Origin of the sequence: Shigella sonnei, from assembly GCF_002950395.1 — a bacterium.
Lineage (GTDB): Bacteria > Pseudomonadota > Gammaproteobacteria > Enterobacterales > Enterobacteriaceae > ECMA0423.
In genome coordinates this window covers 66,192-92,554 of sequence record NZ_CP026802.1, presented here as the reverse complement: position 1 = coordinate 92,554, position 26,363 = coordinate 66,192, and the positions used below count along the sequence as shown (strand labels likewise).

At 52.1% G+C, this 26,363-nt stretch carries 24 protein-coding genes, 11 pseudogenes and 1 other annotated feature; of the genes and pseudogenes, 9 read left to right on the top strand and 26 right to left on the bottom strand.

Annotated features, from left to right (window positions below):
* Positions 1-4 precede the first annotated feature (4 nt).
* From traX to C1P89_RS00620, 9 genes and pseudogenes are all read right to left on the bottom strand, one after another.
* Positions 5-752, bottom strand: a pseudogene (gene traX / locus C1P89_RS00655) (conjugal transfer pilus acetylase TraX).
* A 19-nt stretch (positions 753-771) separates the two neighbouring features.
* Positions 772-1,788 carry a conjugative transfer relaxase/helicase TraI domain-containing protein gene (locus C1P89_RS00650; RefSeq protein ID WP_370657814.1) on the bottom strand — a complete coding sequence of 339 codons (1,017 nt, stop codon included), beginning with the start codon at positions 1,786-1,788 and terminating at the stop codon, positions 772-774.
* Positions 1,765-2,076, bottom strand: a pseudogene (locus C1P89_RS25705) (type-F conjugative transfer system protein TraW); the annotation flags it as partial. The gene C1P89_RS00650 and the pseudogene C1P89_RS25705, both read right to left, overlap by 24 nt.
* Positions 2,073-2,459 (bottom strand): type-F conjugative transfer system protein TrbI, encoded by a 387-nt coding sequence (gene trbI / locus C1P89_RS00645; protein ID WP_000214083.1) that lies wholly within the window; start codon positions 2,457-2,459, stop codon positions 2,073-2,075. The gene trbI and the pseudogene C1P89_RS25705, both read right to left, overlap by 4 nt.
* Positions 2,456-3,706, bottom strand: a pseudogene (locus tag C1P89_RS00640) (TraG/VirB4 family ATPase); the annotation flags it as partial. The gene trbI and the pseudogene C1P89_RS00640, both read right to left, overlap by 4 nt.
* 1 nt (position 3,707) lies before the next feature.
* Positions 3,708-3,890 (bottom strand): annotated as a pseudogene (locus C1P89_RS00635) (TraE/TraK family type IV conjugative transfer system protein); the annotation flags it as partial.
* A gap of 21 nt (positions 3,891-3,911) precedes the next feature.
* A complete protein-coding gene (traL, locus tag C1P89_RS00630; protein ID WP_000900149.1) occupies positions 3,912-4,223 on the bottom strand; it encodes a type IV conjugative transfer system protein TraL in 312 nt (103 codons plus the stop codon).
* Between the two features lie 14 nt (positions 4,224-4,237).
* A pseudogene (gene traA / locus C1P89_RS00625) lies at positions 4,238-4,594 on the bottom strand (type IV conjugative transfer system pilin TraA); the annotation flags it as partial.
* A 39-nt stretch (positions 4,595-4,633) separates the two neighbouring features.
* Positions 4,634-5,843: pseudogene (locus C1P89_RS00620) on the bottom strand (IS3 family transposase).
* Positions 5,446-5,562: a sequence feature (AL1L pseudoknot), on the bottom strand. It overlaps the preceding pseudogene by 117 nt.
* Positions 5,844-5,896: 53 nt before the next feature.
* Here C1P89_RS00620 and C1P89_RS00615 point away from each other — a divergent pair.
* Positions 5,897-6,100, top strand: a pseudogene (locus C1P89_RS00615) (transposase); the annotation flags it as partial.
* Between the two features lie 123 nt (positions 6,101-6,223).
* On the opposite strand, the gene istB reads toward C1P89_RS00615, so the two are convergent.
* Together istB and istA are read right to left on the bottom strand one after the other, a co-directional pair.
* A complete protein-coding gene (istB, locus tag C1P89_RS00605; protein ID WP_000544828.1) occupies positions 6,224-7,021 on the bottom strand; it encodes an IS21-like element IS21 family helper ATPase IstB in 798 nt (265 codons plus the stop codon).
* A complete protein-coding gene (gene istA / locus C1P89_RS00600; protein WP_000952382.1) occupies positions 7,021-8,193 on the bottom strand; it encodes an IS21-like element IS21 family transposase in 1,173 nt (390 codons plus the stop codon). Before istA ends, istB begins: the two co-directional genes overlap by 1 nt.
* Positions 8,194-8,337: 144 nt before the next feature.
* Here istA and C1P89_RS00595 point away from each other — a divergent pair, with 144 nt between their 5' ends.
* Together C1P89_RS00595 and C1P89_RS00590 are read left to right on the top strand one after the other, a co-directional pair.
* Positions 8,338-8,634 (top strand): hypothetical protein, encoded by a 297-nt coding sequence (locus C1P89_RS00595; protein ID WP_005116784.1) that lies wholly within the window; start codon positions 8,338-8,340, stop codon positions 8,632-8,634.
* Positions 8,634-9,821, top strand: a complete 1,188-nt coding sequence (locus tag C1P89_RS00590) for an IS91 family transposase (protein WP_000937543.1) — start codon at positions 8,634-8,636, stop codon at positions 9,819-9,821. The genes C1P89_RS00595 and C1P89_RS00590 overlap by 1 nt, the downstream gene beginning before the upstream one ends.
* Before the next feature lie 172 nt (positions 9,822-9,993).
* Here the strand turns inward: C1P89_RS00590 and C1P89_RS00585 are convergent, their stop codons facing one another.
* A complete protein-coding gene (locus C1P89_RS00585; RefSeq protein ID WP_001138337.1) occupies positions 9,994-11,196 on the bottom strand; it encodes a tyrosine-type recombinase/integrase in 1,203 nt (400 codons plus the stop codon).
* 214 nt (positions 11,197-11,410) lie between these two features.
* Here C1P89_RS00585 and yfhL point away from each other — a divergent pair, with 214 nt between their 5' ends.
* Positions 11,411-11,671 carry a 4Fe-4S dicluster ferredoxin YfhL gene (gene yfhL / locus C1P89_RS00580; protein ID WP_000054752.1) on the top strand — a complete coding sequence of 87 codons (261 nt, stop codon included), beginning with the start codon at positions 11,411-11,413 and terminating at the stop codon, positions 11,669-11,671.
* A 193-nt stretch (positions 11,672-11,864) separates the two neighbouring features.
* Here the strand turns inward: yfhL and shoB are convergent, their stop codons facing one another.
* From shoB to rseD, 13 genes are all read right to left on the bottom strand, one after another.
* Positions 11,865-11,945: a type I toxin-antitoxin system toxin ShoB gene (gene shoB / locus C1P89_RS00575; RefSeq protein WP_000128776.1), complete on the bottom strand. Its 81-nt coding sequence runs from the start codon at positions 11,943-11,945 to the stop codon at positions 11,865-11,867.
* A gap of 221 nt (positions 11,946-12,166) precedes the next feature.
* Positions 12,167-12,547, bottom strand: coding sequence for a holo-ACP synthase (acpS, locus tag C1P89_RS00570; RefSeq protein ID WP_000986029.1), 381 nt, complete (start codon positions 12,545-12,547; stop codon positions 12,167-12,169).
* Positions 12,547-13,278, bottom strand: coding sequence for a pyridoxine 5'-phosphate synthase (gene pdxJ, locus C1P89_RS00565; protein ID WP_005137304.1), 732 nt, complete (start codon positions 13,276-13,278; stop codon positions 12,547-12,549). Before pdxJ ends, acpS begins: the two co-directional genes overlap by 1 nt.
* Positions 13,279-13,289: 11 nt before the next feature.
* Positions 13,290-14,018: a DNA repair protein RecO gene (gene recO / locus C1P89_RS00560; RefSeq protein WP_000399393.1), complete on the bottom strand. Its 729-nt coding sequence runs from the start codon at positions 14,016-14,018 to the stop codon at positions 13,290-13,292.
* Positions 14,019-14,029: 11 nt separating this feature from the next.
* Positions 14,030-14,935: a GTPase Era gene (gene era / locus C1P89_RS00555; protein WP_000020737.1), complete on the bottom strand. Its 906-nt coding sequence runs from the start codon at positions 14,933-14,935 to the stop codon at positions 14,030-14,032.
* Positions 14,932-15,612 (bottom strand): ribonuclease III, encoded by a 681-nt coding sequence (gene rnc, locus C1P89_RS00550; RefSeq protein WP_001068343.1) that lies wholly within the window; start codon positions 15,610-15,612, stop codon positions 14,932-14,934. The genes era and rnc overlap by 4 nt, the downstream gene beginning before the upstream one ends.
* A 271-nt stretch (positions 15,613-15,883) precedes the next feature.
* Positions 15,884-16,858: a signal peptidase I gene (lepB, locus tag C1P89_RS00545; protein ID WP_000002542.1), complete on the bottom strand. Its 975-nt coding sequence runs from the start codon at positions 16,856-16,858 to the stop codon at positions 15,884-15,886.
* A gap of 15 nt (positions 16,859-16,873) precedes the next feature.
* The gene (gene lepA / locus C1P89_RS00540) at positions 16,874-18,673 is read right to left on the bottom strand and encodes a translation elongation factor 4 (protein WP_000790168.1); all 1,800 of its coding nucleotides are present in this window, start codon (positions 18,671-18,673) and stop codon (positions 16,874-16,876) included.
* A gap of 197 nt (positions 18,674-18,870) precedes the next feature.
* On the bottom strand, positions 18,871-19,350 hold the full coding sequence (gene rseC, locus C1P89_RS00535) for a SoxR-reducing system protein RseC (RefSeq protein WP_000589067.1): 480 nt from the start codon (positions 19,348-19,350) through the stop codon (positions 18,871-18,873).
* Positions 19,347-20,303, bottom strand: a complete 957-nt coding sequence (rseB, locus tag C1P89_RS00530) for a sigma-E factor regulatory protein RseB (RefSeq protein WP_000812056.1) — start codon at positions 20,301-20,303, stop codon at positions 19,347-19,349. Before rseB ends, rseC begins: the two co-directional genes overlap by 4 nt.
* Positions 20,303-20,953 carry an anti-sigma-E factor RseA gene (rseA, locus tag C1P89_RS00525; protein ID WP_001168452.1) on the bottom strand — a complete coding sequence of 217 codons (651 nt, stop codon included), beginning with the start codon at positions 20,951-20,953 and terminating at the stop codon, positions 20,303-20,305. Before rseA ends, rseB begins: the two co-directional genes overlap by 1 nt.
* A 32-nt stretch (positions 20,954-20,985) precedes the next feature.
* On the bottom strand, positions 20,986-21,561 hold the full coding sequence (rpoE, locus tag C1P89_RS00520) for an RNA polymerase sigma factor RpoE (RefSeq protein ID WP_001295364.1): 576 nt from the start codon (positions 21,559-21,561) through the stop codon (positions 20,986-20,988).
* Entirely contained in the window at positions 21,558-21,713 is a 156-nt protein-coding gene (gene rseD, locus C1P89_RS00515) for a rpoE leader peptide RseD (RefSeq protein WP_001303621.1), read from the bottom strand. Before rseD ends, rpoE begins: the two co-directional genes overlap by 4 nt.
* Positions 21,714-21,968: 255 nt before the next feature.
* Between rseD and C1P89_RS00510 the strand changes: the two are divergent.
* From C1P89_RS00510 to C1P89_RS00490, 5 genes and pseudogenes are all read left to right on the top strand, one after another.
* A pseudogene (locus C1P89_RS00510) lies at positions 21,969-22,667 on the top strand (FAD-dependent oxidoreductase); the annotation flags it as partial.
* Between the two features lie 65 nt (positions 22,668-22,732).
* Positions 22,733-23,037 (top strand): annotated as a pseudogene (locus C1P89_RS00505) (transposase); the annotation flags it as partial.
* Between the two features lie 55 nt (positions 23,038-23,092).
* Positions 23,093-23,790 (top strand): IS1-like element IS1A family transposase gene (locus tag C1P89_RS00500; protein WP_223175047.1). Its coding sequence is split into 2 segments (ribosomal slippage): positions 23,093-23,342 and positions 23,342-23,790, totalling 699 coding nucleotides; the frame shifts between segments, so codons are not numbered across the junction.
* Positions 23,791-23,805: 15 nt separating this feature from the next.
* A pseudogene (locus tag C1P89_RS00495) lies at positions 23,806-24,666 on the top strand (IS3-like element IS600 family transposase); the annotation flags it as partial.
* Between the two features lie 45 nt (positions 24,667-24,711).
* Positions 24,712-25,635 (top strand): annotated as a pseudogene (locus tag C1P89_RS00490) (FAD-binding protein); the annotation flags it as partial.
* On the opposite strand, the gene trmN reads toward C1P89_RS00490, so the two are convergent.
* Positions 25,620-26,357, bottom strand: a complete 738-nt coding sequence (gene trmN, locus C1P89_RS00485) for a tRNA(1)(Val) (adenine(37)-N(6))-methyltransferase TrmN (RefSeq protein WP_005143255.1) — start codon at positions 26,355-26,357, stop codon at positions 25,620-25,622. The pseudogene C1P89_RS00490 and the gene trmN sit on opposite strands and share 16 nt — an antisense overlap.
* Between the last annotated feature and the right edge of the window lie 6 nt (positions 26,358-26,363).

Below are 26,363 nucleotides of genomic sequence, written 5' to 3'. Positions count from 1 at the left end.
CCCGTCACAGCGCCAGAACGCCCAGCACAGCCAGATGACAGGCGTAGAATACCGGGAAAAAATCCCCGGGCCAGAAACGGGGTAATGATTTTCCTGCACACGACACCAGACCAACGGTCAGCACCGTCATCACAAGACCGGCCACCGCCGCTGCATCACTGGTGGCAAGGTTAAGCGCCGGAATAACAGCCAGCAGGCAGGCGACCAGCGCCAGACGTTCCGCTCTGTCTTCCGCCCGGTACAGTCGGTGGCTGACTGCCAGCATCAGCAGCCCGGCAATGCCGTAACTGGTGCCGGACAAAGGCCCCCAACAGGGCCATCAGAAGAATGGCCGCTGCTGTACGCCACCCACTGCGCGTTTCACACCACGTCAGCACCTGTGCCGCCACTGCAAAGGCAAACAGGATATTCCCCTCATACCAGGGAAAGCCTGCCAGATAATATGCGAACTGGGCAATAATTCCCCATCCCCACAGCCGGTTAATGGCCGGTTGCCGGATATGCGCATGACGGGACAGATTCAGCCCCCACACCAGGGCAAAAAGCGGAAAGGCTCCTCGCCCGGCCAGAAACATCCATTCCTGCTTCAGCTGGAATATCAGATTGATGTGGTCCAGTACCATCAGCACCAGTGCCACCGTTTTGATGATATCCCGCTGTCCGGGTGACCAGACCAGAAATGACTGCAACCAGGTATCGGTCCGTGCAGCCAGTGAATCGTTACGTGTCGTGTTCGTGTTATCCGTTGTCATCAGTGTTTGTCTTCCTGTATCAGTCTCCGCCCGGGGTTTTCTCTTTCTGCAGGTCACGAACCATATCCCGCTCCATCTGCTGCAGACGCTCCTGCAGCAGATTTTCCCGGGCAACCTCCCGGACCGCTTCCCGCTCCCGTTGTGATTCACGCAGCACACTCTCCGGCAGCGCGGCTTCCCGTTCAGTTATGGCAGCCCGGTCACGCTCCTGCCCGGCAATTTCCCTGACAGCCAGCTCTGTTTTGCCGTCCGGCAGGTCAGGTTTGTTCTCTGCCATTTTACGGACAATTTCATCTGCGCGACGTTCCGTTTCACGGCGGATGGCCTCTTCAGCCTGCCGCTGTGCCAGTACCTCTGCCGTGACCGGTTCGCCATTTCCGGCTCCCGGCTGGACGCTGTTGTCCGGGATATCCCCCCACACGCGGCCATCGGTGATGGCACCGGGATTCCACGGACGGCCTTCACCGGCAATGCTTACCACCACACCACTGTCAGGATTATCACGGGCAATCCGGACGCCATCCTGCATATTATCAGCCAGCAGGCTTTCTCCGTTACGGCTGCCCTGCAGGGCCACGAACTGCGCATCCCCGCTGCCTTTTACCCGACCTTCACCGCTGAATCCCCGCAGCCCGTTTCCGTCATCCGTGGTCAGCGGGTTCAGCCAGATACCGGCGGACTTGCCGTTACGGTCAAACGCCGGCAGTGCCACATACGGTTGCGGATATTTACGTCCCGGAGCAATAAACCGTGCAGGACTGTCTCCCCCGGCCAGCCCCGCCTGACGGAGAACGGCACGGCCTGCCGCCACGTCCCGCAGCTCCCGCGCCGTACTGAACAGCCGCTCTGCATTCATGACCTCCCGGTCCGGTTTCGGCTCAAACACATCGTGGGCAGTTCCTTTCTGTACGGCATTGTTGATGGCATCCGTCCAGCCCTGACGGTTATCGGTGTACACCTGCACATGCTGCTTCATACGCGACAGGGCCACGTAGGCTGACTCAAAGCCGGCCACCCGCCCTTCGTTATCCCGGATATCCGCAGCCAGTCTGACGGACGGGTCAAACAACCGGCTGCTGTATTTCTCCGTGCGTCCGATACCGGGCACGGCAGGGGGCCGCAGACTGTTGCGGATCACCCGCTCCTTAAAGGCATCCATTTTCCGGCCCATCTCACCGGACTGCTCCAGTGCCGTCAGGCGCTGCATGATCACCGTCAGCATGTCCGGCTCCTTTACCGGCCACAGATCACCCCAGGTGCCAAGATCGGCGGCGGCCACACTCTGCCCCCATATCAGCAGGGCAATCAGCCCCCGGCATCTCATGGTTCCGCTCTCATTCGCCGGGCAATATCCTGCTGGATTTCCCGGGTGATATCCGGAGCCCCCTGTACCACGGCAGGCGACACCAGAATGACCGCGTGGTGTTTCTGCTGCCACGCCTGCAGGCTGGCTTCCAGTGCCGTGTTAAAACGCGCTGAAAGGGCTTTTGACTGTGCTTCTGACAGTTGTTTCTGACTGGCGCTGTCAAAAAATGCATCCACAGTCTGTTTCATGTTGAAGGCGGCAGTCATCGGTGCGTTCAGTCTGACAATGCCGTAACTGACGGCTGCGTTCAGTAACACCATTGCCAGGCATCCCGGCACCGTCCACCACCAGTGGCTGCGTCGGGGGGCTGTAACATCAGTCGTTTTTTGCGTTGTGGTCATGCAACACTCCTGTATTTCTCATGTTCTTCCAGCCAGGCTTCCAGCGAAGCCATCTCCGGCCCTGACTTCTTCCACGCCAGCTGCCACACCGCCTCATGAATACTCAGCCCCTCTTTACGTTTCTGCTGCACAAACTCAAAATCCGGGCCGTCAGAGCTGTACATGGCGCGGCTTAACGGGTCCACAAACAGGCGGTGCCAGGAGGAATGGTTTTCCACCTGCAGCAGGAAGGAACTGAACCACTGGTCTTTGGCCGCACCAAACTTACCAATCATGTCGCGCTGCAGTGGCTGGAACTGGTCCGGATACAGCTGGTTGTATTTTGCGAACTCCTTCGCACTCTGTTTGAGGATAATTTTGTAGGAGGAGTTACCCCATGCCGCACGGGCCGCACTGGAGGCCTTGTCAGAGTCAAAGTCGACGATGTTCTGTGTGATGGTGATATAAGCACCGGTATGACGACGGGCGGTACGGTAACCTTTCTCAATAAACTCACCGACCTTGTGATTTTTGAAGTCCAGCAGACGCCAGCCTTCATCAATGACGTTCAGTTTCTTGAGGTTACGCGGCGTGCGGTACATCCTGTTCTCGATGTAGATAATCAGGGAGAACATCACCGCAACCAGCAGTGACGGACGGTCTTCCAGTCCGCCCAGCTCCAGCACCACCATTTTTGCGTCATCCCGCAGGGACGGCTCATCAGAGTTAAAATACTGGCCGTAAGTGCCGTTGGCAGTGTACTGGTCAAGCAGCACAATCATTTCGTCCAGACGGCTGCGGATAGTCGGTGACCCGGCATACTGCTCGCTGTCACTGGCGTTTTTCAGGAAATCCACCACGTCATCAATACGTGCCCTGTTCTCTTTGGCCAGCCAGGAGGCCCTGACCGCCTGCAGCAGCAGACCTTCATGCACTTCATCCAGGTTACCGTTGGGGCTGGCCATCACTGACAACTGGTCACGGACACGCTCCGCTGACTGGTCGATATCGGTGATGTTCGCAAACGGGTTAAAACGCAGGGTTTCACCGTCCAGATATACGCCCCCCATGTTCTCACACAGGGACTTGTAGCCATCCCCCATGTCGAACACCACGGCAAAGCCCCCGGAGTCCAGCACGCTGCGGATAAGTGGCTGTATCAGCCCGGTTTTACCGGCCCCGGAGGTGCCACAGACCGCCATGTTGTAGTTGGTGTTATTCATTCCCCGGAAGAAAATATCGATAAACGCCAGCTGGTTACGGTAGGTGTGACACGGCAAAGGGCACATTAAATCCCATTGGGGTCACGGCAGTGCGTTGCTCATTCTGAAGACGGTAGTTATTCACCCCCTGAATGAGGTTAACAGAGAGGCTGAGAACAATAAGCACTGACATAAATATAAAGGCGATGGCCATTACACGACTGGTACTTAAACGGGCACCGTGTTCCATATAACAATCCTGGTATCAGTTCTATTTAATCCACTGCCGGAAACACGAATCGGGAACATTATGAAAAATACCGCGCAGCAGGGCTGTTGGCATATACCAGTAAATCAGGTCACGTAACCAGGAACTGCCCCGCCCTTTTTTCAGTTTTTTAATCCCGAAATAAACCAGAACCGCTGCACCAATACCGAACAGATATTTCGATGTTGTGATACCCCAGCCAACACAGATTGCTGCGGGGATCAGTTCATCCAGTGGCAGGCCAAACCAGCGGCTCTGGTTGGTCAGTGTTTCCGGGAAACGATATTTCTTAAGTTTATTCTCGTCTCCCAACATCGTTTTATTTCCTGTCAGAATCCGGCAACAGACATACCTACTGCAATAAATACAGAGAGTATGGCAAAGCCGACCAGGAACTTGACGTTTTTGGTCATCATGTACATGACTGCACCGACCAGAACTTCAGCCAGAACAACCCATTTAACGATACTGGAGTCCTTACCGAAGGTCGCCTTAACCGTTTCCTGACCTTTAGCCATCAGGTCCGTGCCTTTACCAGCAGCCATAGCTAACTCAGGGAACAACATCATCAGAACAGCAACCGGGATCACTGCACGAACCAGGCGAAGCATATTCAGACGAGTGAATTTAGAAAAAAACGATTTCTTTTTGACGGGCGCAGAAGTACCCTGAACACTTAACGCTGAACCGCCCCGGGTTTCCTGGAGAGTGTTTTATCTGTGAACTCAGGCTGCCAGATCATCGTTTCCGATGGAAGCATAATAAGCTTTTTCTGCTTCTGCCGGAGGAGTATGGCCCAGCCTTTCCAGCAATCGTCGATTGTTATACCAGTCCACCCACGTGAGTGTGGCCAGTTCCACTTCTGCACGGTTTTTCCAGCTCTTACGGTGTATTACCTCCGCTTTGTAAAGACCATTGATGCTCTCCGCCATCGCGTTGTCATACGAGTCGCCTGTACTTCCTGTTGATGCCAGTAATCCGGCTTCCTTAAGCCGCTGTGTGTAGGCCAGCGATACATACTGAGAACCTTTATCACTGTGATGGACCGTGCCGGACGGTCGACGGGCCCATAACGCCTGCTCCAGTGCATCCAGCACGAATGTCGTCTCCATGGACGATGAGACCCGCCACCCCACAATGTATCCGGCAAACACATCAATGATGAACGCCACATAGACGAAGCCCTGCCATGTGCTGACGTAAGTAAAATCAGCCACCCACAGCTGGTCAGGTCGTTCTGCCACGAACTGACGGTTTACGCGGTCGCCTGCGGCAACGGCTTTCCGGCTGATGGTCGTACGGACCTTTTTACCCCGGAGAACACCGGCAAGTCCCATAACCGCCATGAGACGTGCCACAGTGCATCTGGCCACTCTGATACCTTCCCGTAACAACTGACGCCAGACTTTACACCGTATACCTTGTGATTTTCATCGTATACGCGCTGTATCTCTTTCTTCAGCCAGTCATCGCGCTGCGCACGGGCACTGCGTTTATCCGGATGATGTCGCTGTTGCTGACAGTGGTAATACGTTGACGGGGCAATATGCAGTTCGCTGCATAGCGGTCCGACCCCGTACTGCTCACGCAGCTTATCCAGCAGTAGCATCATTTTTTCCAGAGGCGGTCAAACTCCGCCTTCGCAAAATAAGCGGAAGCCTGGCGAAGGATATCGTTACTGCGGCGCAGTTCACGATTTTCACGCTCCAGCTCTTTCAGACGCTGACGTTCAGCGGTGGTGAGCCCACCATCACCGCCCCCGGTATCCCGCTCATGCTGGCGAACCCAGACACGCAGAGTCTCCGGCGTACAGCCAATCTTTGGGGCAATGGAACAAATTGCCGCCCACTGTGAGTCATATTCATCCTGACTTTCCAGAACCATACGAATCGCCCGCTGACGGACTTCGGGGGAAAAACGAGTATTTTTAGTCATCCTGTTTACCTCTTTCTCAGGGAGTTTAGTCTCCAGGATTTCCGGGGCGGTTCAGACATCTAGAATTTACTGTCAGCACCGGCGTTAAAGTTTACTTCTGCGATCCTCAGAGTCCTTGGCAGCGGGGAACAAATGAGAATACAAATGGGCTAATTCGGCAGTACTTTCCTAAAAAGACATGTCTTGCCCAATATACTCAACATCGAGTAGGCAGCCTGACGGCTGCGGCTTGTCATGGTCTGCAATTACCGTTATAAAAACAGGCAATGTCATTGTCTTTCAGGTGGTTATATGGCCCGTTCAGCTAAACCCCGTAAACGTTGTCAACGCCACGATGTTTGACCGTTATTTGCCATTTTCATGCCCGCTAAATACTTTCGTTACTGATGCTGTCCGCTTTCCACCATTTCATCATCACTGATTGGCGTTGTGTTTTTGGTCAGCACTCCAGCTTTACGTTTCTCTTTTAACCGGTAACTCTCTCCTTTGATATTCAGCGTGGTTGAGTGATGTAGCAGCCGATCCAGGATCGCTGTTGCCAGTACGTGATCTCCGAACATTTCTCCCCAGTCTGCGAACCCTTTGTTTGACGTCAGTATGATGCTCGCTTTTTCATATCGACGGTTCAGTAGCCGGAAGAACAGACTGGCTTCCTCTCTGTTCATCGGCAGATAGCCTATTTCATCCAGGATCAACACCCGGGCATAACTCAGTTGCTGTAGCTGACGCTCCAGCCGGTTTTCCTGTTTCGCTTTCATCAGTGTCGCGATCAGTCTGTCCAGTGGCATAAACAGTACCCGATGTCCCGCATCCACCGCTTTCACGCCAAGAGCTATGGCCAGATGAGTTTTTCCGACACCAGGAGGGCCCAGCAGGATCACGTTTTCGCTGCGCTCCACGAACGCCAGACCAGCCAGTTCCCGGACAACCTTACGGTCGATGCCCGGCTGGAAGGTAAAGTCGAACTGCTCCAGCGTTTTGACCCACGGCAGACGAGCCTGCTTCAGCCTGGACTCCATACCGCGCTGATGCCTGCCGTTCCATTCCTGCTGTAGCGCCATGCACAGGAACTCCCGGTAGTTCAGCTCTTTTTTAGCTGCCTGTTCCAGCAGGCTTTCAACGTGATAACTCAGATGCTCCATTTTCAGGCGACTCAGCAGGACTTCCAGTTCATGCATCACAACAGCTCCTCATAGGCACTCAGTGGTCGATGTTCCACCTGACTGACCTGCTGCCAGAGCGGGGCGTGATGCTCCGGCACTGTCTGCCAGCCAGACGATGCTGAACAGAGGCGATGTGAGGCCACCAGTTTCTCATTACTGTAGATCCGCAACTCGTCATCCAGCGATATTCGTATCGATACCGGCTGACCACACAGCGCTTCGGGAACGCTGTAACGATTACCACCAACCTCGATATAGCTGTCCCAGGACACATGGCGGATATCGAAGTAACTGGTATCGAAGTCTGTATCCGGTAACGGCTGCAGATGTTCCTGCTCCAGCGCGAAGCGCTGTTCCGGCGTTTCTTTGAACTGGCGAAGCTCCCGTTTGTCAGCCACATCGGCTATCCATTGCTCCAGTTGTTGATTGACATGAGTGAAGCTGTCGAACCTGCGGTACCGGACGAAGAAGTTCTCCTTGAGGTATTTCACCATCCGCTCAACCTTACCTTTTGTTCTGGCCCTGCGTGGACGGCATGCCCGTGGCAGGAAGTTATAGTGGTCAGCCAGCAACAGGAATCCGGAGTTGAACACGACTTTCCCGTTGTTATTCTTCAGCACCGCAGCCTTCTGGTTATCAACCAGCACCGTTTTCACACAACCACCGAAGTAGCGGAAGGCGCGAACCAGTGATTCGTAGGTATGCTCAGCATCCTGTTTTGGTGCGGCGAAGACATGGAAGCTGCGGGAGAACCCCAGCGTATTAACCGCAAAGTTAACTTTGCACCGTTGCCCGGCAACCTCCACCTCAACTTCGCCCCAGTCATGCTGGAGCTGGTATCCAGGCTGAGTTTCGAAGCGAACTGTTCTTTTTGACGGACGCATTTTACGTTTGGGCTGGATGTAGTAACGCAGCATGGAACGTCCGCCCGTATAACCCATTGCCTTAATCTCCGCGAAGATAACCTCGCTATTCCAGACATTCTCTGCCAGGCGCATGTCGATGTAATCCATAAACGGTTTCAGCTTAACCATTTTGTGGCGAGTCTTTCTGGCTGGCGGTTCAGGGTATTTGAGGTAGCGTCTGACCGTCCGTTCAGAGCAACCAATCTGAGTCGCAATATCGACGATGTACGCGCCCTGCTGGCGCATTTGCTTTATCATGTAAAAGTCCTCTCTGCTCAGCATGTTGATGTCCTTTCTGGTGTGAGAACCTTAAGGAAACAACATGTTGGGTGGAGCGGACAATCCAAATGGCGAATTACCGTCTTATATCACTGGCGCTGACAACGTAAACCCGCCTCTCAAAGAAGCAAACTTCCCCGCTATGTCGTGAAGCTTCACGAAGATGATTTTTTTGACGAAGAAGACGCAGAAGTTCTGCGCTTTGATAGTTTTGACGATGCCGTTGAATGCTGCGCAGACCTGAATATTCCGTTCTTTGTGGATGCGGGAAACAAAAAGCTGGTCTTCTGGTTTGTACGTGTTGATGACGAAGGGTATCCGGAAATCGCCCGCTGCACGGAGCGGGAATTTGCGACCATTCTTTCCGGTATCAGCGCCGGCGGTATGTACTGCCCGGAGTGTGGCACGGTTCACTGGCCGGACGGAGTCGCCCCGCCCTTCTGATGCTTCCCCGTTTTGCCGATATCTTTCAGCAGGGAAACCACTGGCTTAACTGGCTGGAGAAGCAGCCGGAAAGGGCAGTACGTCCGGTGGTGATTGAGTCGGTGACCAAAATCATGGCGTGCGGGACCACACTGATGGGGTATACACAGTGGTGCTGTTCATCACCGGACTGTTGCCATACAAAAAAGGTCTGCTTCCGGTGTAAAAGCCGCTCCTGCCCGCACTGCGGGGTGAAGGCTGGCGCACAGTGGATACAGTATCTGCTGAGCCTGGTCCCCGACTGCCCGTGGCAGCATATTGTGTTCACACTTCCCTGCCAGTACTGGTCCCTGGTGTTCCACAACCGGTGGTTACTGACAGAGATGAGCCGCATTGCAGCGGATGTGATACTGGAAATCTGCCATCAGGCAGATGTGGAGCCGGGGATATTCACGGTGATCCACACATGGGGGCGTGACCAGCAGTGGCATCCGCATATCCATTTATCGACAACTGCCGGTGGTGTGACGTCGGGCCACACCTGGAAAAATCTTCATTTTTACGCCCGTAAGGTGATGAGCATGTGGCGCTACCGGATAACACGGTTGCTGTCACGGAAATACCCTGACCTGGTGATGCCGGATGCGCTGGCAGCAGAAGGAAGCAGTAAACGGGAATGGAATCGCTTCCTGGACACGCATTACCGCCGTGGCTGGAATGTCAACGTATCCCGGGTGATGGATAATGCCCCCCATGTGGCGGTGTACTTTGGCTCTTACCTGAAAAAGCCACCGGTGCCGATGAGTCGTCTGGAGCATTATGCCGGTCAGGATGAAATCGGTCTGCGTTACAACAGTCACCGAACAAAACGGGAAGAATACCTGTTGATGAGTGGAGATGAGTTCATGGAAAGGTTCTCCTGGCATGTGGCGGATAAGGGGTTCCGTATGGTGAGGTACTACGGTTTTTTGAGTCCGGCGAAACGGCGGTTACTGGAAGAAGTGGTGTACATCATAACGGAGACAGTGAGAAAAACGGCGATGCAAATCACCTGGAGAGGGATGTATCAGAGGTTACTGAAGGTTGACCCGCTGAAGTGCGTGCTGTGCGGGAGTCAGATGCGTTTTACGGGGCTGAAGCGGGGCTACCGTCTGGCAGAGCAGGTCCTGATGCATGAGCCGCTGGCCCGGATGCGGTGGTGCGGCTGAGAGCCGCAGAGGGAAAGTTGCGTCCATTTTGAGGGAAACGGAGCAAAAAACCGCCATTCATACCCTGAATCAATCAGAGCCATCCAGTTTAATCGTCGGTTCCGTTCATATGAGCAAAAGTGGTGTTGAAGAAACATCCGTTTTGTGGTGTTTTTTTAATCTTTTTGGGGTTTTAATTCCTATCGATCAAGGCAATAACATTGCTCTTAAGGAATTTACGGCACATCGTATTAAATGCACCGTCTTTCCCTTTAACAGTCCCATCATGTTTTATTCCTTTTACAGCCCCGTCCGGGCTGTATGTTTTCACCAGCTTATCCAGTGATCGTTTTGAAAATGGCTGCATTGGATCACGTGGCTGCAAAAATACATAATCCCTGTTGCACTCAGGAACTGAATCACGCCAGGCTTTCTGCTCGTCGATAATCCGCCGGATCTCAGGCGTTATCGGCAGGCGGAAAGCCTTTTGTGTTTTCATAGCCCCTCGCATGCCGATAACCCCTTCCGGATAAACAATTTCACCAGCCTCCTCGTAAACGTAGTCCCAGCGCAGGTTATGGACATTAATCGGACGAACACCAGTGATGATCATGAAGCGAACAGCATTCTTCTGGTGTACAGAGGTGCAGGCAGCAACATTGAGCCAGAGTCGGGCGATTGATTCAATATCGGTAAAAAGCCGTGTGGGGGTAGGTTTCTGTACGCGGGAGGAAACATAATCATCTGGCAGACTGGCGGCAACATTGCGGCCGTTGCAAAGAGTAGGTGCGCAGAACTTCCAGAACCGACGGAGCTCGGCAAACAACTCCAGGGCGTTATTGTTCGAGCGAGTGGCGATCCACTCGTCCAGCACTTCCACCAGCCGATTGTATGTTACGTCGCTGAACACCTCACGCTCGCCGAACGTTGCTTTAATCCGGTCGATACGCACCCCGTAGGTTGTGAAACTGTCCGGGCTCAGCTTCTGCCGGGCTACTTTGGCTTTGAGGTCATCCCGGTACATTTCCAGCGCTGCATGTACGGACTCTGCCCGCAGTCCACCGTCAGCCATACCTAGTGCTTTTTCGCGCGCCAGCTGGATAGCGAGCTCCGGCCACTCGCCGAGCTTTTTACCTTTGAGGCCCATCTTTTTTGGAAACTCGGCGTAAAATGTAACCTTACCGGCTTTGCTGAAATCGATACGGAGATAGTTCTCTTTTTCGTATTTGGAACGGCGAGCCACGCCGGAAGCAGCGAGGATGATTTTGGCGGCAGCAACACAGATTTTCATGTGTGCGCTGGTATAGGGGGGTTTACAGGCGTCCCATTTTTCAGATGCGGCTAAAACATCGTCATTATTGGGGCTATCCGGATTATGTGTTACAGTGCGCGGCATTCTCAATCCTTATCTGCGTAGGCGCAGAAAACAAGCTCACACATACAAGTCTTTTCTACGGGACAAAATGCAATGTGTTGCGGTTTTGTGTTGCTGGACTGAGTTTATCAAGGTTAAATACACTGGATCAACATACAGTAAGTTAATGACAGTAAAGCATACAAACTCGATACAACTTACTGATTTTAAAATGATTTAACGGTAATCCATTGAAATGTCTTTACTAATTACTAAACGCTGTATTAATTGTGATATGTGTGAACCCGAATGCCCGAATGAGGCGATTTCAATGGGAGATCATATCTACGAGATTAACAGCGATAAGTGTACCGAATGCGTAGGGCACTACGAGACACCAACCTGCCAGAAGGTGTGCCCGATCCCCAATACTATTGTGAAAGATCCGGCGCATGTCGAGACAGAAGAACAGTTGTGGGATAAATTTGTGCTGATGCACCACGCGGATAAAATTTAATATTCTACTCTGGAAGTAGAGTATTAATTATATTACTGGGAAGCCTTAACGCCATTATATTTATTTAATTGATGACATTAGCATAATCATTCACTAAGTTAATTTATATAGTATCTGCCAAGACACTTATTTATAGTTATTAAAGGCGCGTCCGATTGGTTCACCGGACGCACCTTAAGTACGTTTCCTTGTGTTATAAGAACAGAAGGATCAGCTGTAAAACAGCAATGATGATTTTGATGACCCGTTTAATCAGGTATCGGCAATCAGTCATTCGTTTTTCCTTAAACAAGGAATGCAGCCGTTCAGTATTGCTTTCTTCGTAAAGGCTTGAGTTTTTATGCTAAAGATTGCAAGTTGCTTGTAAAAGATAAGTACACTGATCCATAATCGCTGTTGTTGAGGGTGCATGCTGCACAAAATTAAAGTTAAAAAGTAAAACCCCCGTTCCTTACCAGTTCGGGGGTTTTACTTTTTAAAGAGAACGGTATTATTTTAACTTTCAATAATTACCGTGGCACAAGCATAGTGGCGTTCATCTGCCAGCGTTACATGCATATTTACAACGCCGAGCTTTTCCGCCAGTTTTAATGCCTCACCCCATAGCCGTAGCCGTGGTTTGCCGAGCTCATCATTGAATACTTCAAATTGATTAAACGCCAGACCATTGCGGATCCCGGTGCCAAACGCTTTTGCTGCGGCTTCTTTCACAGCAAAACGCTTCGCCAGAAAACGCACCGGCTGGTGGTGCGTTTTCCAGATTGCCCATTCGTTATCGCTTAATACGCGGCGTGCCAGGCGCTCACCGGATCGGGCGATCACTGCTTCTATGCGAGCGATCTCTACGATATCCGTGCCTAAACCTAATATTGCCATTAGCCACGCGCTTCCAGCATCAGACGCTTCATTTCTGCCACCGCATCTTTCAGTCCGGTCATCACTGCACGGCCAATAATGGCATGACCGATATTCAGTTCATGCATCTCAGGGATGGCGGCAATGGCTTTCACGTTGTGATAGGTCAGACCGTGTCCGGCGTTAACTTTCAGACCGAGACTAGCGGCAAAGGTCGCGGCTTTGGCGATACGCACCAGCTCTTGCGCCTGTTCGGCGTCAGTTTTGGCATCAGCATAGCAACCGGTGTGGATCTCGATAAACGGTGCGCCAACCTCTGCCGCAGCTTTGATCTGCTCTTCATCGGCGTCGATAAAGAGAGAAATCTGAATCCCGGCATCTGTCAGACGTTTGCAGGCATCGCGCATTTTTTCACGCTGCCCTGCAACGTCCAGGCCGCCTTCGGTTGTTACTTCCTGACGCTTTTCCGGTACCAGGCAGCAAAAATGTGGCTTCGTCTCAACGGCGATCGCCAGCATCTCTTCGGTCACTGCCATCTCCAGATTCATTCGGGTATCCAGCGTCTGCCGCAGGATGCGCACATCGCGGTCAGTAATGTGGCGGCGATCTTCACGTAAATGCACGGTAATGCCGTCCGCTCCCGCCTGCTCGGCAATAAACGCCGCCTGCACCGGATCCGGGTAAGCAGTACCGCGTGCGTTACGCAGCGTTGCAATATGGTCAATGTTGACGCCTAACAGTAATTCAGCCATGACAATCCTCATCATTCATAATGTGTTTTCACCGTTCGCTTAGGCATAAACTGCCGGAACAGTTCCCTGCTCTTTAATGGTTTACCGCCAAGATACGGCTTAAGCGCCATGCGGGTAAAGCGTTTCGCGGCGCGTAGTGTGTCTGCGTCAGGAAATTCCCGCGCGTTTAACGCTTTTAACTGCCTTCCGGTGAACGTTTTATTGTCGATAACGACGCTTGCGATAAACCCTTTTTCTTCGCGATAACGATACGTCATGGTGTCATCTACCGGCTCGCCGCTACCCGCGCAATGGGTAAAATTGACGCCATAGCCCAGATGCCCGAGAAGTGCCAGTTCAAAGCGGCGCAGCGCGGGTTCTGGCGTACCAGTGGCACCTGCAAGAGACTGAATGCAGTGCAAGTAATCGAAAAAGAGTTCAGAGAAGCGCGTCTCGTATTCCAGTACGCGGGAGAGAAGTTCGTTGATGTACAGACCGCTGTAAAGCGTGATACCGCTTAATGGCAGCGCCAGCGAGACAGCTTCAGCACTGCGCAGCGTTTTGACTTCGCCACGCCCGCCGAAACGTAGCAAGAGAGGGGTGAAAGGCTGTAATGCACCTTTCAGAGTAGAGCGTTTAGAGCGTGCGCCTTTGGCAACCAGACGCACGCGACCCGATTCCTCCGTGAAGACGTCCAGCATCAGGCTGGTTTCGCTCCACGGGCGACTATGCAGGACAAATGCGCGCTGCCAGCCTTCCATCGGAGTGACTCTTAAAGATCGTCAACGTAACCGAGACTGCGCAGTGCGCGTTCGTCGTCGGCCCAACCGGATTTCACTTTTACCCACAGTTCAAGGTGGACAGGCGCTTCGAACATTTCCTGCATGTCTTTACGCGCTTCAATCCCGATGGTTTTGATCTTGGCCCCTTTGTTGCCAATAACCATCTTCTTCTGCCCTTCACGCTCAACGAGAATCAAACCATTGATGTCATAACCACCGCGTTCGTTAGAGACGAAACGTTCGATCTCCACGGTCACGGAGTACGGCAGTTCAGCGCCGAGGAAACGCATCAGTTTTTCGCGGATGATTTCAGACGCCATAAAACGCTGTGAGCGATCGGTGATGTAATCTTCCGGGAAGTGATGGGTCGCTTCAGGCAGATGCTTACGCACGATTGCTGCGATAGTGTCGACATTCAGCCCGGTTTCAGCAGAGATCGGCACGATATCGAGGAAGTTCATCTGACTTGCCAGGAACTGTAAGTGCGGCAGCAGATCGGCTTTTTCCTGCACGTTATCCACTTTGTTCACCGCGAGGATCACCGGCGCTTTGCCATCGCGCAGTTTGTTGAGCACCATTTCGTCGTCCGGCGTCCAGCGGGTGCCTTCAACGACAAAAATCACCAGCTCAACGTCGCCAATAGAGCTGCTCGCCGCTTTGTTCATCAGGCGGTTAATAGCGCGTTTTTCTTCCATATGCAGGCCAGGGGTATCAACGTAGATCGCCTGATACGCGCCTTCAGTATGGATCCCCACAATGCGGTGACGAGTTGTTTGCGCTTTGCGGGAGGTGATGGAGATCTTCTGCCCCAGCAGTTTGTTCAACAATGTGGATTTGCCAACGTTCGGACGTCCGACGATGGCAATAAATCCGCAGTAACTTTTATCGATGCTCATTCCAGCTCCAGTTTTTTCAACGCCTGTTCGGCGGCAGCCTGCTCAGCCTTACGACGGCTTGAACCTGTGCCAACCACCGGTTCACTCAGGCCGCTGACCTGGCAGTGGATAGTAAATTCCTGATCGTGCGCTTCGCCACGTACCTGGACTACCAGATAAGTCGGCAGCGGCAGATGGCGACCCTGCAAATATTCTTGCAAGCGCGTTTTCGGATCTTTTTGTTTATCGCCTGGGCTAATTTCGTCCAAACGAGTTTGATACCAGTTGAGGATTAATTTCTCGACGGTTTGAATATCACTGTCGAGGAATACGCCACCAATTAATGCTTCGACGGTATCGGCGAGAATTGACTCACGACGAAATCCACCGCTTTTAAGTTCACCTGGCCCTAAACGTAAGCACTCGCCTAACTCAAATTCGCGCGCCAGTTCCGCCAGCGTATTGCCACGGACCAGCGTGGCGCGCATCCGGCTCATATCGCCTTCATCCACACGAGGGAAACGGTGATAAAGCGCATTGGCGATAACGTAGCTCAGAATAGAGTCGCCTAAAAATTCTAAACGCTCGTTATGTTTGCTGCTGGCACTACGATGAGTTAATGCCTGCTGCAACAGTTCCTGATGATTAAAAGTGTAGCCCAGCTTCCGTTGAAGCCGATTAATTACGATGGGGTTCATGCGATACCAATAAATAAATGCGTCAACAATTCAGCACACGAAACAGACCTGATATACATGGCTCTGCTAACTGCTTCGCTGCAGTTTCAGTTTACCGGTATATGGGGACCAACGCTGTTTCGTGTGCCGTGGCAACCTGGAGGTGCCAACCTTAAACTTCGGGGAATATTCTATACACAACGACGGGGGATGTCGTTAGCCACGGGAGATTTATCTCATAAATAATTCACGTTGTCGCCATAACGGCGACAACGTGAACGAAGATGGGCTATTAATGGATGCCGCCAATGCGACTTAAGCGCACACCTGTCGGCCATTCGCCTTCTTGCTTATCGAAACTCATCCAGATAGCCGTTGCCCGACCGACCAGATTCGCTTCAGGCACAAAGCCCCAGTAACGGCTGTCCGCGCTGTTGTCGCGGTTGTCGCCCATCATGAAGTATTGTCCCGGCGGAACAATCCAGGTTGCCAGTTGTTGCCCTGGCTGCTGGTAATACATCCCCACCTGGTCCTGCGCAATCGGCACTGTCAGAATTCGGTGCGTCACATCACCCAGTGTCTCTTTACGCTCGGAAAGACGAATTCCATTTTCTTTGGTTTCGTTTTTCGGCACTTCAAAGAATCCGCTGGTCGCTTCCCCACCATTACGGCGTGAGAAGGTCTGAACGAAATCGCTCGGTTCCACGTTTGAGTAGGTGACCGGCAGCGCGTTTTCACACGCCTGGCCGGAACTGCATCCCGGTTGAATCGTCAGCTCTTTTGAGACCGGATCGTAAGTGACTTTATCGCCCGGTAAACCCACCGCGCGCTTGATGTAATCAAGCTTTGGATCTTCCGGATATTTAAAGACCACGATATCGCCGCGTTTCGGATGACCGGTTTCGATCAGCGTTTTCTGGTAGATAGGATCTTTAATGCCATAAGCAAACTTCTCTACCAGAATAAAATCACCGATTAACAGAGTCGGCATCATCGAACCTGACGGGATCTGGAACGGTTCATAAATAAACGAACGTACAATCAATACGATAGCCAGCACCGGAAAAACAGAAGCTCCGGTTTCCAGCCAGCCAGGCTTCGGTGCAACCTTTTTCAACGTTGCTTTATCCAGTGAGTCACCGGCAGCCGCCTGCGCCGCTGCCTGACGTTCCCGCCGTTTAGGTGCGAAAAAGAATTTATCCACGCACCATAAAATGCCCGTCACCAGTGTGGCAATCACCAGAATCAGGGCAAACATATTCGCCATGCCAACTCCTAAGGGTTATTTGTTGTCTTTGCCGACGTGCAGAATGGCGAGGAACGCTTCCTGCGGCAGCTCGACGTTACCGATCTGCTTCATGCGTTTCTTACCTTCTTTCTGCTTCTGCAGCAGCTTTTTCTTACGGCTGATATCGCCGCCATAACATTTAGCCAGTACGTTTTTACGCAGCTGTTTCACGGTGGATCGCGCAATAATGTGCGTACCAATCGCTGCCTGAATGGCGATATCAAACTGCTGGCGTGGGATCAGATCTTTCATCTTCTCCACCAACTCGCGACCGCGGTTTTGCGAATTATCACGGTGGGTGATCAGCGCCAACGCATCAACACGTTCACCGTTGATTAATACGTCTACACGTACCATGTCGGACGCCTGGAAGCGTTTGAAGTTGTAATCCAGAGACGCATAACCACGCGAGGTAGATTTCAGGCGATCGAAGAAGTCGAGCACCACTTCCGCCATCGGGATCTCGTACGTCAGCGCCACCTGATTACCGTGGTAAACCATATTGGTCTGCACGCCGCGTTTTTCTACGCACAGCGTAATAACGTTGCCGAGATATGCCTGCGGCAGCAGCATGTGACACTCTGCAATCGGCTCGCGCAGTTCGTAAATGTTATTTACCGCAGGCAGCTTGGATGGGCTGTCGACGTAGATAACTTCCCTTGACGTGGTTTCAACTTCATACACTACGGTCGGCGCAGTGGTGATCAGATCCAGATCGTATTCACGTTCCAGACGTTCCTGGATGATCTCCATGTGCAGCAGGCCAAGGAAGCCGCAGCGGAAACCAAAGCCCAGCGCGCTGGAGCTTTCCGGCTCATAGAACAGTGAGGCATCATTCAGGCTGAGTTTACCCAGCGCGTCACGGAAGGCTTCATAGTCGTCGGAACTTACCGGGAACAGACCGGCGTATACCTGCGGTTTGACTTTCTTAAAGCCAGGCAGCGCCTTTTCTGCCGGATTACGCGCCAGCGTTAAGGTATCGCCGACTGGAGCGCCGTGGATATCTTTAATCGCACATACCAGCCAGCCTACTTCGCCACATTTCAGTTCAGTGCGGTCAACCTGTTTCGGCGTGAAGATGCCCAGACGGTCGGCGTTATAGGTCTGCCCGGTACTCATGACTTTCACTTTGTCGCCCTTACGCAGGGTGCCGTTTTTAATACGGATAAGTGAAACAACGCCCAGGTAGTTGTCGAACCATGAGTCGATAATTAGTGCCTGCAACGGGCCTTCCGGATCGCCTTCCGGCGGCGGAATGTCGCGCACCAGACGTTCGAGAACGTCCTGCACGCCAACGCCGGTTTTCGCTGAACAGCGCACCGCGTCAGTGGCGTCGATGCCGACGATATCTTCAATTTCTTCCGCCACGCGTTCAGGATCGGCTGCCGGCAGGTCAATCTTGTTCAGTACTGGCACCACTTCGAGATCCATTTCCATGGCGGTGTAGCAGTTTGCCAGGGTTTGCGCTTCCACGCCCTGCCCGGCGTCGACCACCAGCAATGCACCTTCACAGGCAGCCAGCGAACGGGAAACTTCATAGGAGAAGTCTACGTGGCCCGGGGTGTCGATAAAGTTAAGCTGATAGGTTTCGCCGTCAGACGCTTTGTAGTCCAGCGTCACGCTTTGCGCTTTGATGGTAATGCCACGCTCACGCTCAAGATCCATGGAATCGAGAACCTGCGCCTCCATTTCACGGTCAGACAGGCCACCGCAGATCTGGATAATACGGTCAGACAGCGTCGATTTACCGTGGTCAATGTGAGCTATGATCGAAAAGTTACGTATATTCTTCATAAAGTATGATTATTGTGCCTTAATGCCCGGTTAACCAGGCTTTTAGAAGTCGCTGTTCTGAGCTTAACGTCTGTATTAATAGAAACGCCGCATTCTACACTACAACATTGAGGCGAGGAAATGTTCATACCGTATGGATTGTGGTATCTGGAAACGTCCTCGCATTTGTTATGCAAAATGCAACAAAGCCAGTGAAATCACTGGCTCGCGTCTTCCGAAGATGTTTCAAATCGCACAAGGTCAGGCGGCAATGCCACGCTTAATATGATCGGTTGCCATTCTGCCCGGGCAGCAAACTTACGCGAGTAACCGCGCGCAATCAGAAACCCGCCAATACCGCCAAGGATCGCACCACATAATGCTGCAACGTCAGAAGCAAAGAGTAGCTGAAATAGCGAAGCGATAAGGAATAATCCCACCAGCGGCGACATATAAACCAGTAATGCGGAGCTAAGCAGGCTGCCTTCGGCGATCCCCAATTCCACTTTTTGCCCCGGCACTAACGGTTCATCACAGGGTACGACAATGGTATGCGTGGTTTGCGGGCCAAGTTTATTCAACACGCGGCTACCGCAACCGGCGCGTGAAGCGCAGCTGCTGCATGAGGCTTTAACATCACAACTGACCAGCGCCTGCCCGTTTTGCCAGGAGACGACGGTAGCCCACTCTTTGATCATTGCGCTGCCCCGAACTTAATATTCTCGGCAATGCGTTTCGCCGTTTGCGGCGGCAGTTCACCGACAATGGTGATTTCGGCGTTATCACGTACGCTTGTACTGACGGTTCTGCGTCCGGTGCGCAACATCTGATCGGTGCTCGATGGCGTAGCGCGGTTAACGTTTACCGAGAAGCTGAATAATCCGTCGGAATAGAGACGTGATTCGATAGGCATGTTGTCCATCGTCGGTAGCGGACGTCGACTACTGGAAACTTCGCTAAAACCCTGTGGCAACCAGGTTGGCGTCCAGCTGAATTTAGCTTTTTCACCTACAGGAACAGAAAGCAACGGCGGCAAATTTGCCTTCGCCAGCGTCTGCATACTGCTGCTGATATCCTGATTGACGTTAAAAGAAATCACGCGAAATTGTTCCAGCGTTTCACCATCGCGATCAAGGAGATCAACCCTCATCGGTAATTTCGATTCAGTGTCCATCCACACGATGTAGCTGTAGCGTGTACCATCTCGGGCAACCACGCGAATGACTTCGCAAAGACGATCAGCAATACGCGTGCGCCCGACGGAGATAAAGTCGTAGTAAGGAGAAAGGCGTTTGAAATCGGTATAGATAAGCGATGGCAGAGAATCAACAATGTAATCGCCATTAAGCGTGAACGGTTCAAGTCCCGGTTCAAAATAGCTGATTTCATTGCCGCGCTGTACCACTTCCCGGCGCGGGCCATCCATTTGCAACAATTGTGCAAGAGGACGGTTATCGAGGCGTGCATGTCGATAACGCAGAGACTCAACACCCTGTTTATTGATGCTGATGAATGACAGCTCGTAATTCAGTGACTGACTGGCCAGGTTCATCTGCTGTAATAACGCCCCGGACGCGGGAGTGGCCGAGGCGTTAGCAGAGAATAACAGGCTACCTGTCACTAATGACATGGCAAACCAAAGTTGCTTCATTACTGCGATTGCGTTCCTAAAGTTTGAAGTCCTGGCACCTGTACAGCGGCTTGCTGGGTTTGCGCCTGCTCAAACTGAAGCTGTTCAGAGTGGAGTCGGCGTTGCAGTTCGTAATCCTGCAACATTGCATTAATGCGACGACGCTGCTCCTGTACCTGCTGCTGTTGACCATTGTTTGCGGTCGCTTCAGAAGGTACTCCCAGGCTTACCGGGCTGGCTTTACCCATCATCGGCAGTGTATTAAATACCGGCGTTTCGGGCTGCTGGGACGTTTCAGATTGTCCATTATAGTGCTGGACGCCAACGATAACTGCAAGCGATACGCATGCTGCTACGCCCATTTGGGTAAGCTGTGCCGCCCACGGACGTACTTTCTGCCAGAATGGCATTTTGTGCCATTGATGCGGCGCAGGCTGGGCTTCCGGGATCAATGTCGCCGGTTGACGTACTGGCTCTTCTTCAATGGCGGCCATCACGCGTGAAGAGATATCGAAATGGAGCACCTCGGGAGTATCACCCCGCATTGAATCACGGATTAAGTGATAGCTTTCCCAGGTTTTCTGCATTTCTGGGTTATGAGCCAGTTCGTTAAGCAGCTCACTATCCAGCGTTTCGCCATCCATTAAAGCGGAAAGTTGTTCTTTCTGCATGCCTAATACCCTTATCCAGTATCCCGCTATCGTCAACGCCTGATAAGCGGTTGAACTTTGTTATCAATAGCTTCCCTCGCTCGGAAGATACGTGAACGCACCGTACCTACCGGACAATCCATGATAGCGGCTATCTCTTCATAGCTCAGGCCATCCAGCTCCCGCAAGGTTATTGCCATGCGCAAATCTTCCGGGAGGGACTCAATAGTTCGGAAAACTATCTGTCTCAGTTCTTCTGACAACATTAAGTTCTCAGGGTTCGAAATTTCTTTCAACGCGCCGCCACTTTCGAAGTTTTCAGCTTCAATGGCATCCACATCACTGGAAGGTGGACGACGCCCCTGAGCAACCAGGTAATTTTTCGCTGTATTTACAGCAATCCGATACAGCCATGTATAAAAAGCGCTATCTCCCCGGAACGAATCCAGCGCACGATAGGCTTTAATAAAAGCTTCTTGTACCACATCGGGAACATCACCCGACGGCACATAGCGGGAAACCAGACTCGCCACTTTATGCTGATAGCGCACTACCAGTAAGTTAAAGGCTTTCTGATCTCCCTTCTGGACCCGTTCAACCAGGACCTGGTCCGTTAACTGCTCGCTCATCCGAGGTAAAGTCTCCCCAAACCAAATTTCCACGCGCTATCGAAACGCCACTCCATTAGCTGCAATTTGAGCAAGCAAAGGGTTAGAGTGTCTCGTTTTTGTAAAGTTCCGTAACGCATCTGTTTTTGTTTGTCATGCTGTAGACGGATCATTATCTATCATTATAAGTCTACAGAATCTGAACATCGCATTATCTGTGTAGAAATGCCCATTTAACTGCCTGAAGAGTAACCCAACGGCCTTTTTATTTCACCACCTAATCCTCCACCAGCCAGTAACTTCTCTTTTTCTCGCCGCCCTGCGTCAACGTGTTTAGCCACTGTAACAAATATTAAAATAGCAGGTGTTTATTCGCACAACATGATGCTATGCTGACCAAACAATGTTTAGTAAATTAAACAAAGAAAATGAATACTCTCCCTGAACATTCATGTGACGTGTTGATTATTGGTAGCGGCGCAGCCGGACTTTCACTGGCGCTACGCCTGGCTGACCAGCATCAGGTCATCGTTCTAAGTAAAGGCCCGGTAACGGAAGGTTCAACATTTTATGCCCAGGGCGGTATTGCCGCCGTGTTTGATGAAACTGACAGCATTGACTCGCATGTGGAAGACACATTGATTGCCGGGGCTGGTATTTGCGATCGCCATGCAGTTGAATTTGTCGCCAGCAATGCTCGTTCCTGTGTGCAATGGTTAATTGACCAGGGGGTTTTGTTTGATACCCACGTTCAACCGAATGGCGAAGAAAGCTACCATCTGACCCGTGAAGGTGGACATAGTCACCGTCGTATTCTTCATGCCGCCGACGCCACCGGTAGAGAAGTACAATCCACGCTGGTGAGCAAGGCGCAGAACCATCCGAATATTCGTGTGCTGGAGCGCAGCAACGCAGTTGATCTGATTGTCTCTGACAAAATTGGCCTGCCGGGCACGCGACGGGTTGTAGGCGCGTGGGTATGGAACCGAAATAAAGAAACGGTGGAAACCTGCCACGCAAAAGCAGTGGTACTGGCAACCGGCGGTGCGTCGAAGGTGTATCAGTACACCACCAATCCGGATATTTCTTCTGGCGATGGCATTGCTATGGCGTGGCGCGCGGGCTGTATGAGGTAGCCTGAGTTTAACGGACACTCCTTCCTGAAATAGAATGGCATCAGAAGGAGCTAATAATGAGCAGAAAAACCCAACGTTACTCTAAAGAGTTCAAAGCCGAAGCTGTCAGAACGGTTCTTGAAAATCAACTTTCGATCAGTGAAGGCGCTTCCCGATTATCTCTTCCTGAAGGCACTTTAGGACAATGGGTTACCGCCGCCAGAAAAGGGCTCGGTACTCCTGGTTCCCGCACGGTGGCTGAACTGGAATCTGAAATTCTGCAACTGCGTAAGGCGTTAAATGAAGCTCGCCTTGAGCGAGATATATTAAAAAAAGCAACAGCGTATTTTGCACAGGAGTCGCTGAAAAATACGCGTTAATCGGTGATGCTGCCAACTTACTGATTTAGTGTATGATGGTGTTTTTGAGGTGCTCCAGTGGCTTCTGTTTCTATCAGCTGTCCCTCCTGTTCAGCTACTGACGGGGTGGTGCGTAACGGCAAAAGCACTGCCGGACATCAGCGCTATCTCTGCTCTCACTGCCGTAAAACATGGCAACTGCAGTTCACTTACACCGCTTCTCAACCCGGTACGCACCAGAAAATCATTGATATGGCCATGAATGGCGTTGGATGCCGGGCAACTGCACGCATTATGGGCGTTGGCCTCAACACGATTTTACGTCACTTAAAAAACTCAGGCCGCAGTCGGTAACCTCGCGCATACAGCCGGGCAGTGACGTCATCGTCTGCGCGGAAATGGACGAACAGTGGGGCTATGTCGGGGCTAAATCGCGCCAGCGCTGGCTGTTTTACGCGTATGACAGTCTCCGGAAGACGGTTGTTGCGCACGTATTCGGTGAACGCACTATGGCGACGCTGGGGCGTCTTATGAGCCTGCTGTCACCCTTTGACGTGGTGATATGGATGACGGATGGCTGGCCGCTGTATGAATCCCGCCTGAAGGGAAAGCTGCACGTAATCAGCAAGCGATATACGCAGCGAATTGAGCGGCATAACCTGAATCTGAGGCAGCACCTGGCACGGCCGGGACGGAAGTCGCTGTCGTTCTCAAAATCGGTGGAGCTGCATGACAAAGTCATCGGGCATTATCTGAACATAAAACACTATCAATAAGTTGGAGTCATTACCGCGTTAATCGAACAATGGCGACAACAATTTCCCATTGAAGCGATGTGTCAGGTATTTGGTGTATCCAGGAGCGGTTATTACAACTGGGTACAGCATGAACCCTCAGACAGAAAACAAAGTGATGAGCGGCTAAAACTGGAGATTAAGGTGGCACATATCCGCACTCGCGAAACATATGGAACCCGGCGGCTCCAGACGGAGCTGGCAGAGAATGGCATCATCGTTGGTCGTGACCGACTGGCACGTCTTCGTAAGGAGCTAAGGCTACGCTGTAAGCAGAAACGCAAGTTCAGAGCGACTACGAACTCGAACCACAATCTGCCAGTTGCGCCAAATCTGCTGAACCAGACGTTCACTCCTACAGCACCAAATCAGGTCTGGGTGGCGGACCTGACGTATGTTGCCACACAGGAGGGATGGTTGTACCTCGCTGGCATCAAAGATGTTTATACGTGCGAAATTGTCGGCTACGCCATGGGAGAGCGCATGACAAAAGAGCTGACAGGTAAAGCCCTGTTTATGGCGCTCAGGAGCCAGCGCCCACCTGCCGGGCTAATCCACCACTCTGATCGAGGTTCACAGTACTGCGCATACGATTACCGGGTCATACAGGAGCAGTCTGGTCTGAAAACATCAATGTCGCGTAAAGGTAACTGTTACGACAACGCTCCGATGGAAAGCTTCTGGGGAACGCTGAAAAATGAGAGCCTGAGCCACTATCGTTTTAATAACCGGGATGAAGCCATCTCAGTAATACGGGAATACATTGAGATTTTCTACAATCGTCAGCGTCGTCACTCTCGTCTGGGGAATATCTCCCCGGCAGCCTTCAGGGAAAAATATCATCAGATGGCTGCTTAAAAAAAGAACAAATGGTAGTGTCCGCTATTGCCAGTACACCTCAGTCGGGTTGCCAATCTCGAATTTAATCAGTTCCCCCCTACCGCACTGTATCACCCACAGGCACGCAATTTCCTGTTAACGGAAGCACTGCGCGGCGAAGGCGCTTATCTCAAGCGCCCGGATGGCACGCGTTTTATGCCCGATTTTGATGAGCGCGGCGAACTGGCCCCGCGCGATATTGTCGCCCGCGCCATTGACCATGAAATGAAACGCCTCGGCGCAGATTGTATGTTCCTCGACATCAGCCATAAGCCCGCCGATTTTATTCGCCAGCATTTCCCGATGATTTATGAAAAATTGCTCGGGCTGGGGATTGATCTCACACAAGAACCGGTACCGATTGTGCCTGCTGCACACTATACCTGCGGTGGTGTAATGGTTGATGATCATGGGCGTACGGACGTCGAGGGCTTGTATGCCATTGGCGAGGTGAGTTATACCGGCTTACACGGCGCTAACCGCATGGCCTCGAATTCATTGCTGGAGTGTCTGGTCTATGGCTGGTCGGCGGCAGAAGATATCACCAGACGTATGCCTGATGCCCACGGCGTCAGTACGTTACCACCGTGGGATGAAAGCCGCGTTGAGAACCCTGACGAACGGGTAGTAATTCAGCATAACTGGCACGAGCTACGGCTGTTTATGTGGGATTACGTCGGCATTGTGCGCACAACAAAACGTCTTGAGCGCGCCCTGCGGCGTATCAATATGTTGCAACAGGAAATAGACGAATATTACGCCCACTTCCGCGTGTCGAATAATTTGCTGGAGCTGCGTAATCTGGTACAGGTTGCCGAGTTGATTGTTCGCTGTGCGATGATGCGCAAGGAGAGTCGTGGCCTGCATTTTACGCTGGATTACCCGGAACTGCTCACGCATTCCGGTCCATCGATCCTTCCCCCCGGCAATCATTACATAAACAGATAAAAAGCCTGGGTCAGCGCCGTATACGCTTCGGAATAGTTCTGGTCTGGCCCACGAATGACTAAGCGATCGCTAAAGCATTCTCCCGCCTGCGGGGAGAATGCCAGCAGCACCCGATGCGGCAGTCGCGCTTCGTTTTCCGCCACATCCGTCCGCAAACGTAAATGCCAGCCCATGCTTAATGCCAGTTCAGTAAAACCATTACCAACCTGCTCTGGCAGCACCACGCAGAAAAATCCCTCTTCGGTAATGCACTCCGCCGCACAGGTCAGCAGCGATGGGTGATCAAGCGTAGTGGTATAGCGAGCCTGTTCCCGTTGAGGTGTCGCGCACTCTACTCCCTGCTGATAGTAAGGTGGGTTACTGATGATTAAATCGAAGCGTACTGTCTGCTGTGTGAGCCACTGCTGAATATCCGCCGTATGGACGTTAATCCGCTCTGCCCACGGGGACTGGTTGATATTTTCCTGCGCCTGCGCGGCAGCTTCACTTTCCAGCTCAACGGCATCAATTATCACGCTGTCACTGGTTCGCTGCGCCAGCATCAGTGCCAGCAACCCGCTACCCGCGCCGATATCAAGGCAACGTTTCACCCCAGCCACCGGTGCCCATGCGCCCAGCAAAATGCCATCCGTTCCCACTTTCATCGCACAGCGATCGTGAGCAACAAAAAACTGTTTAAAAGTAAATCCATTACGACGAAGCACGGATGTAGACTGTGACATGAAAAT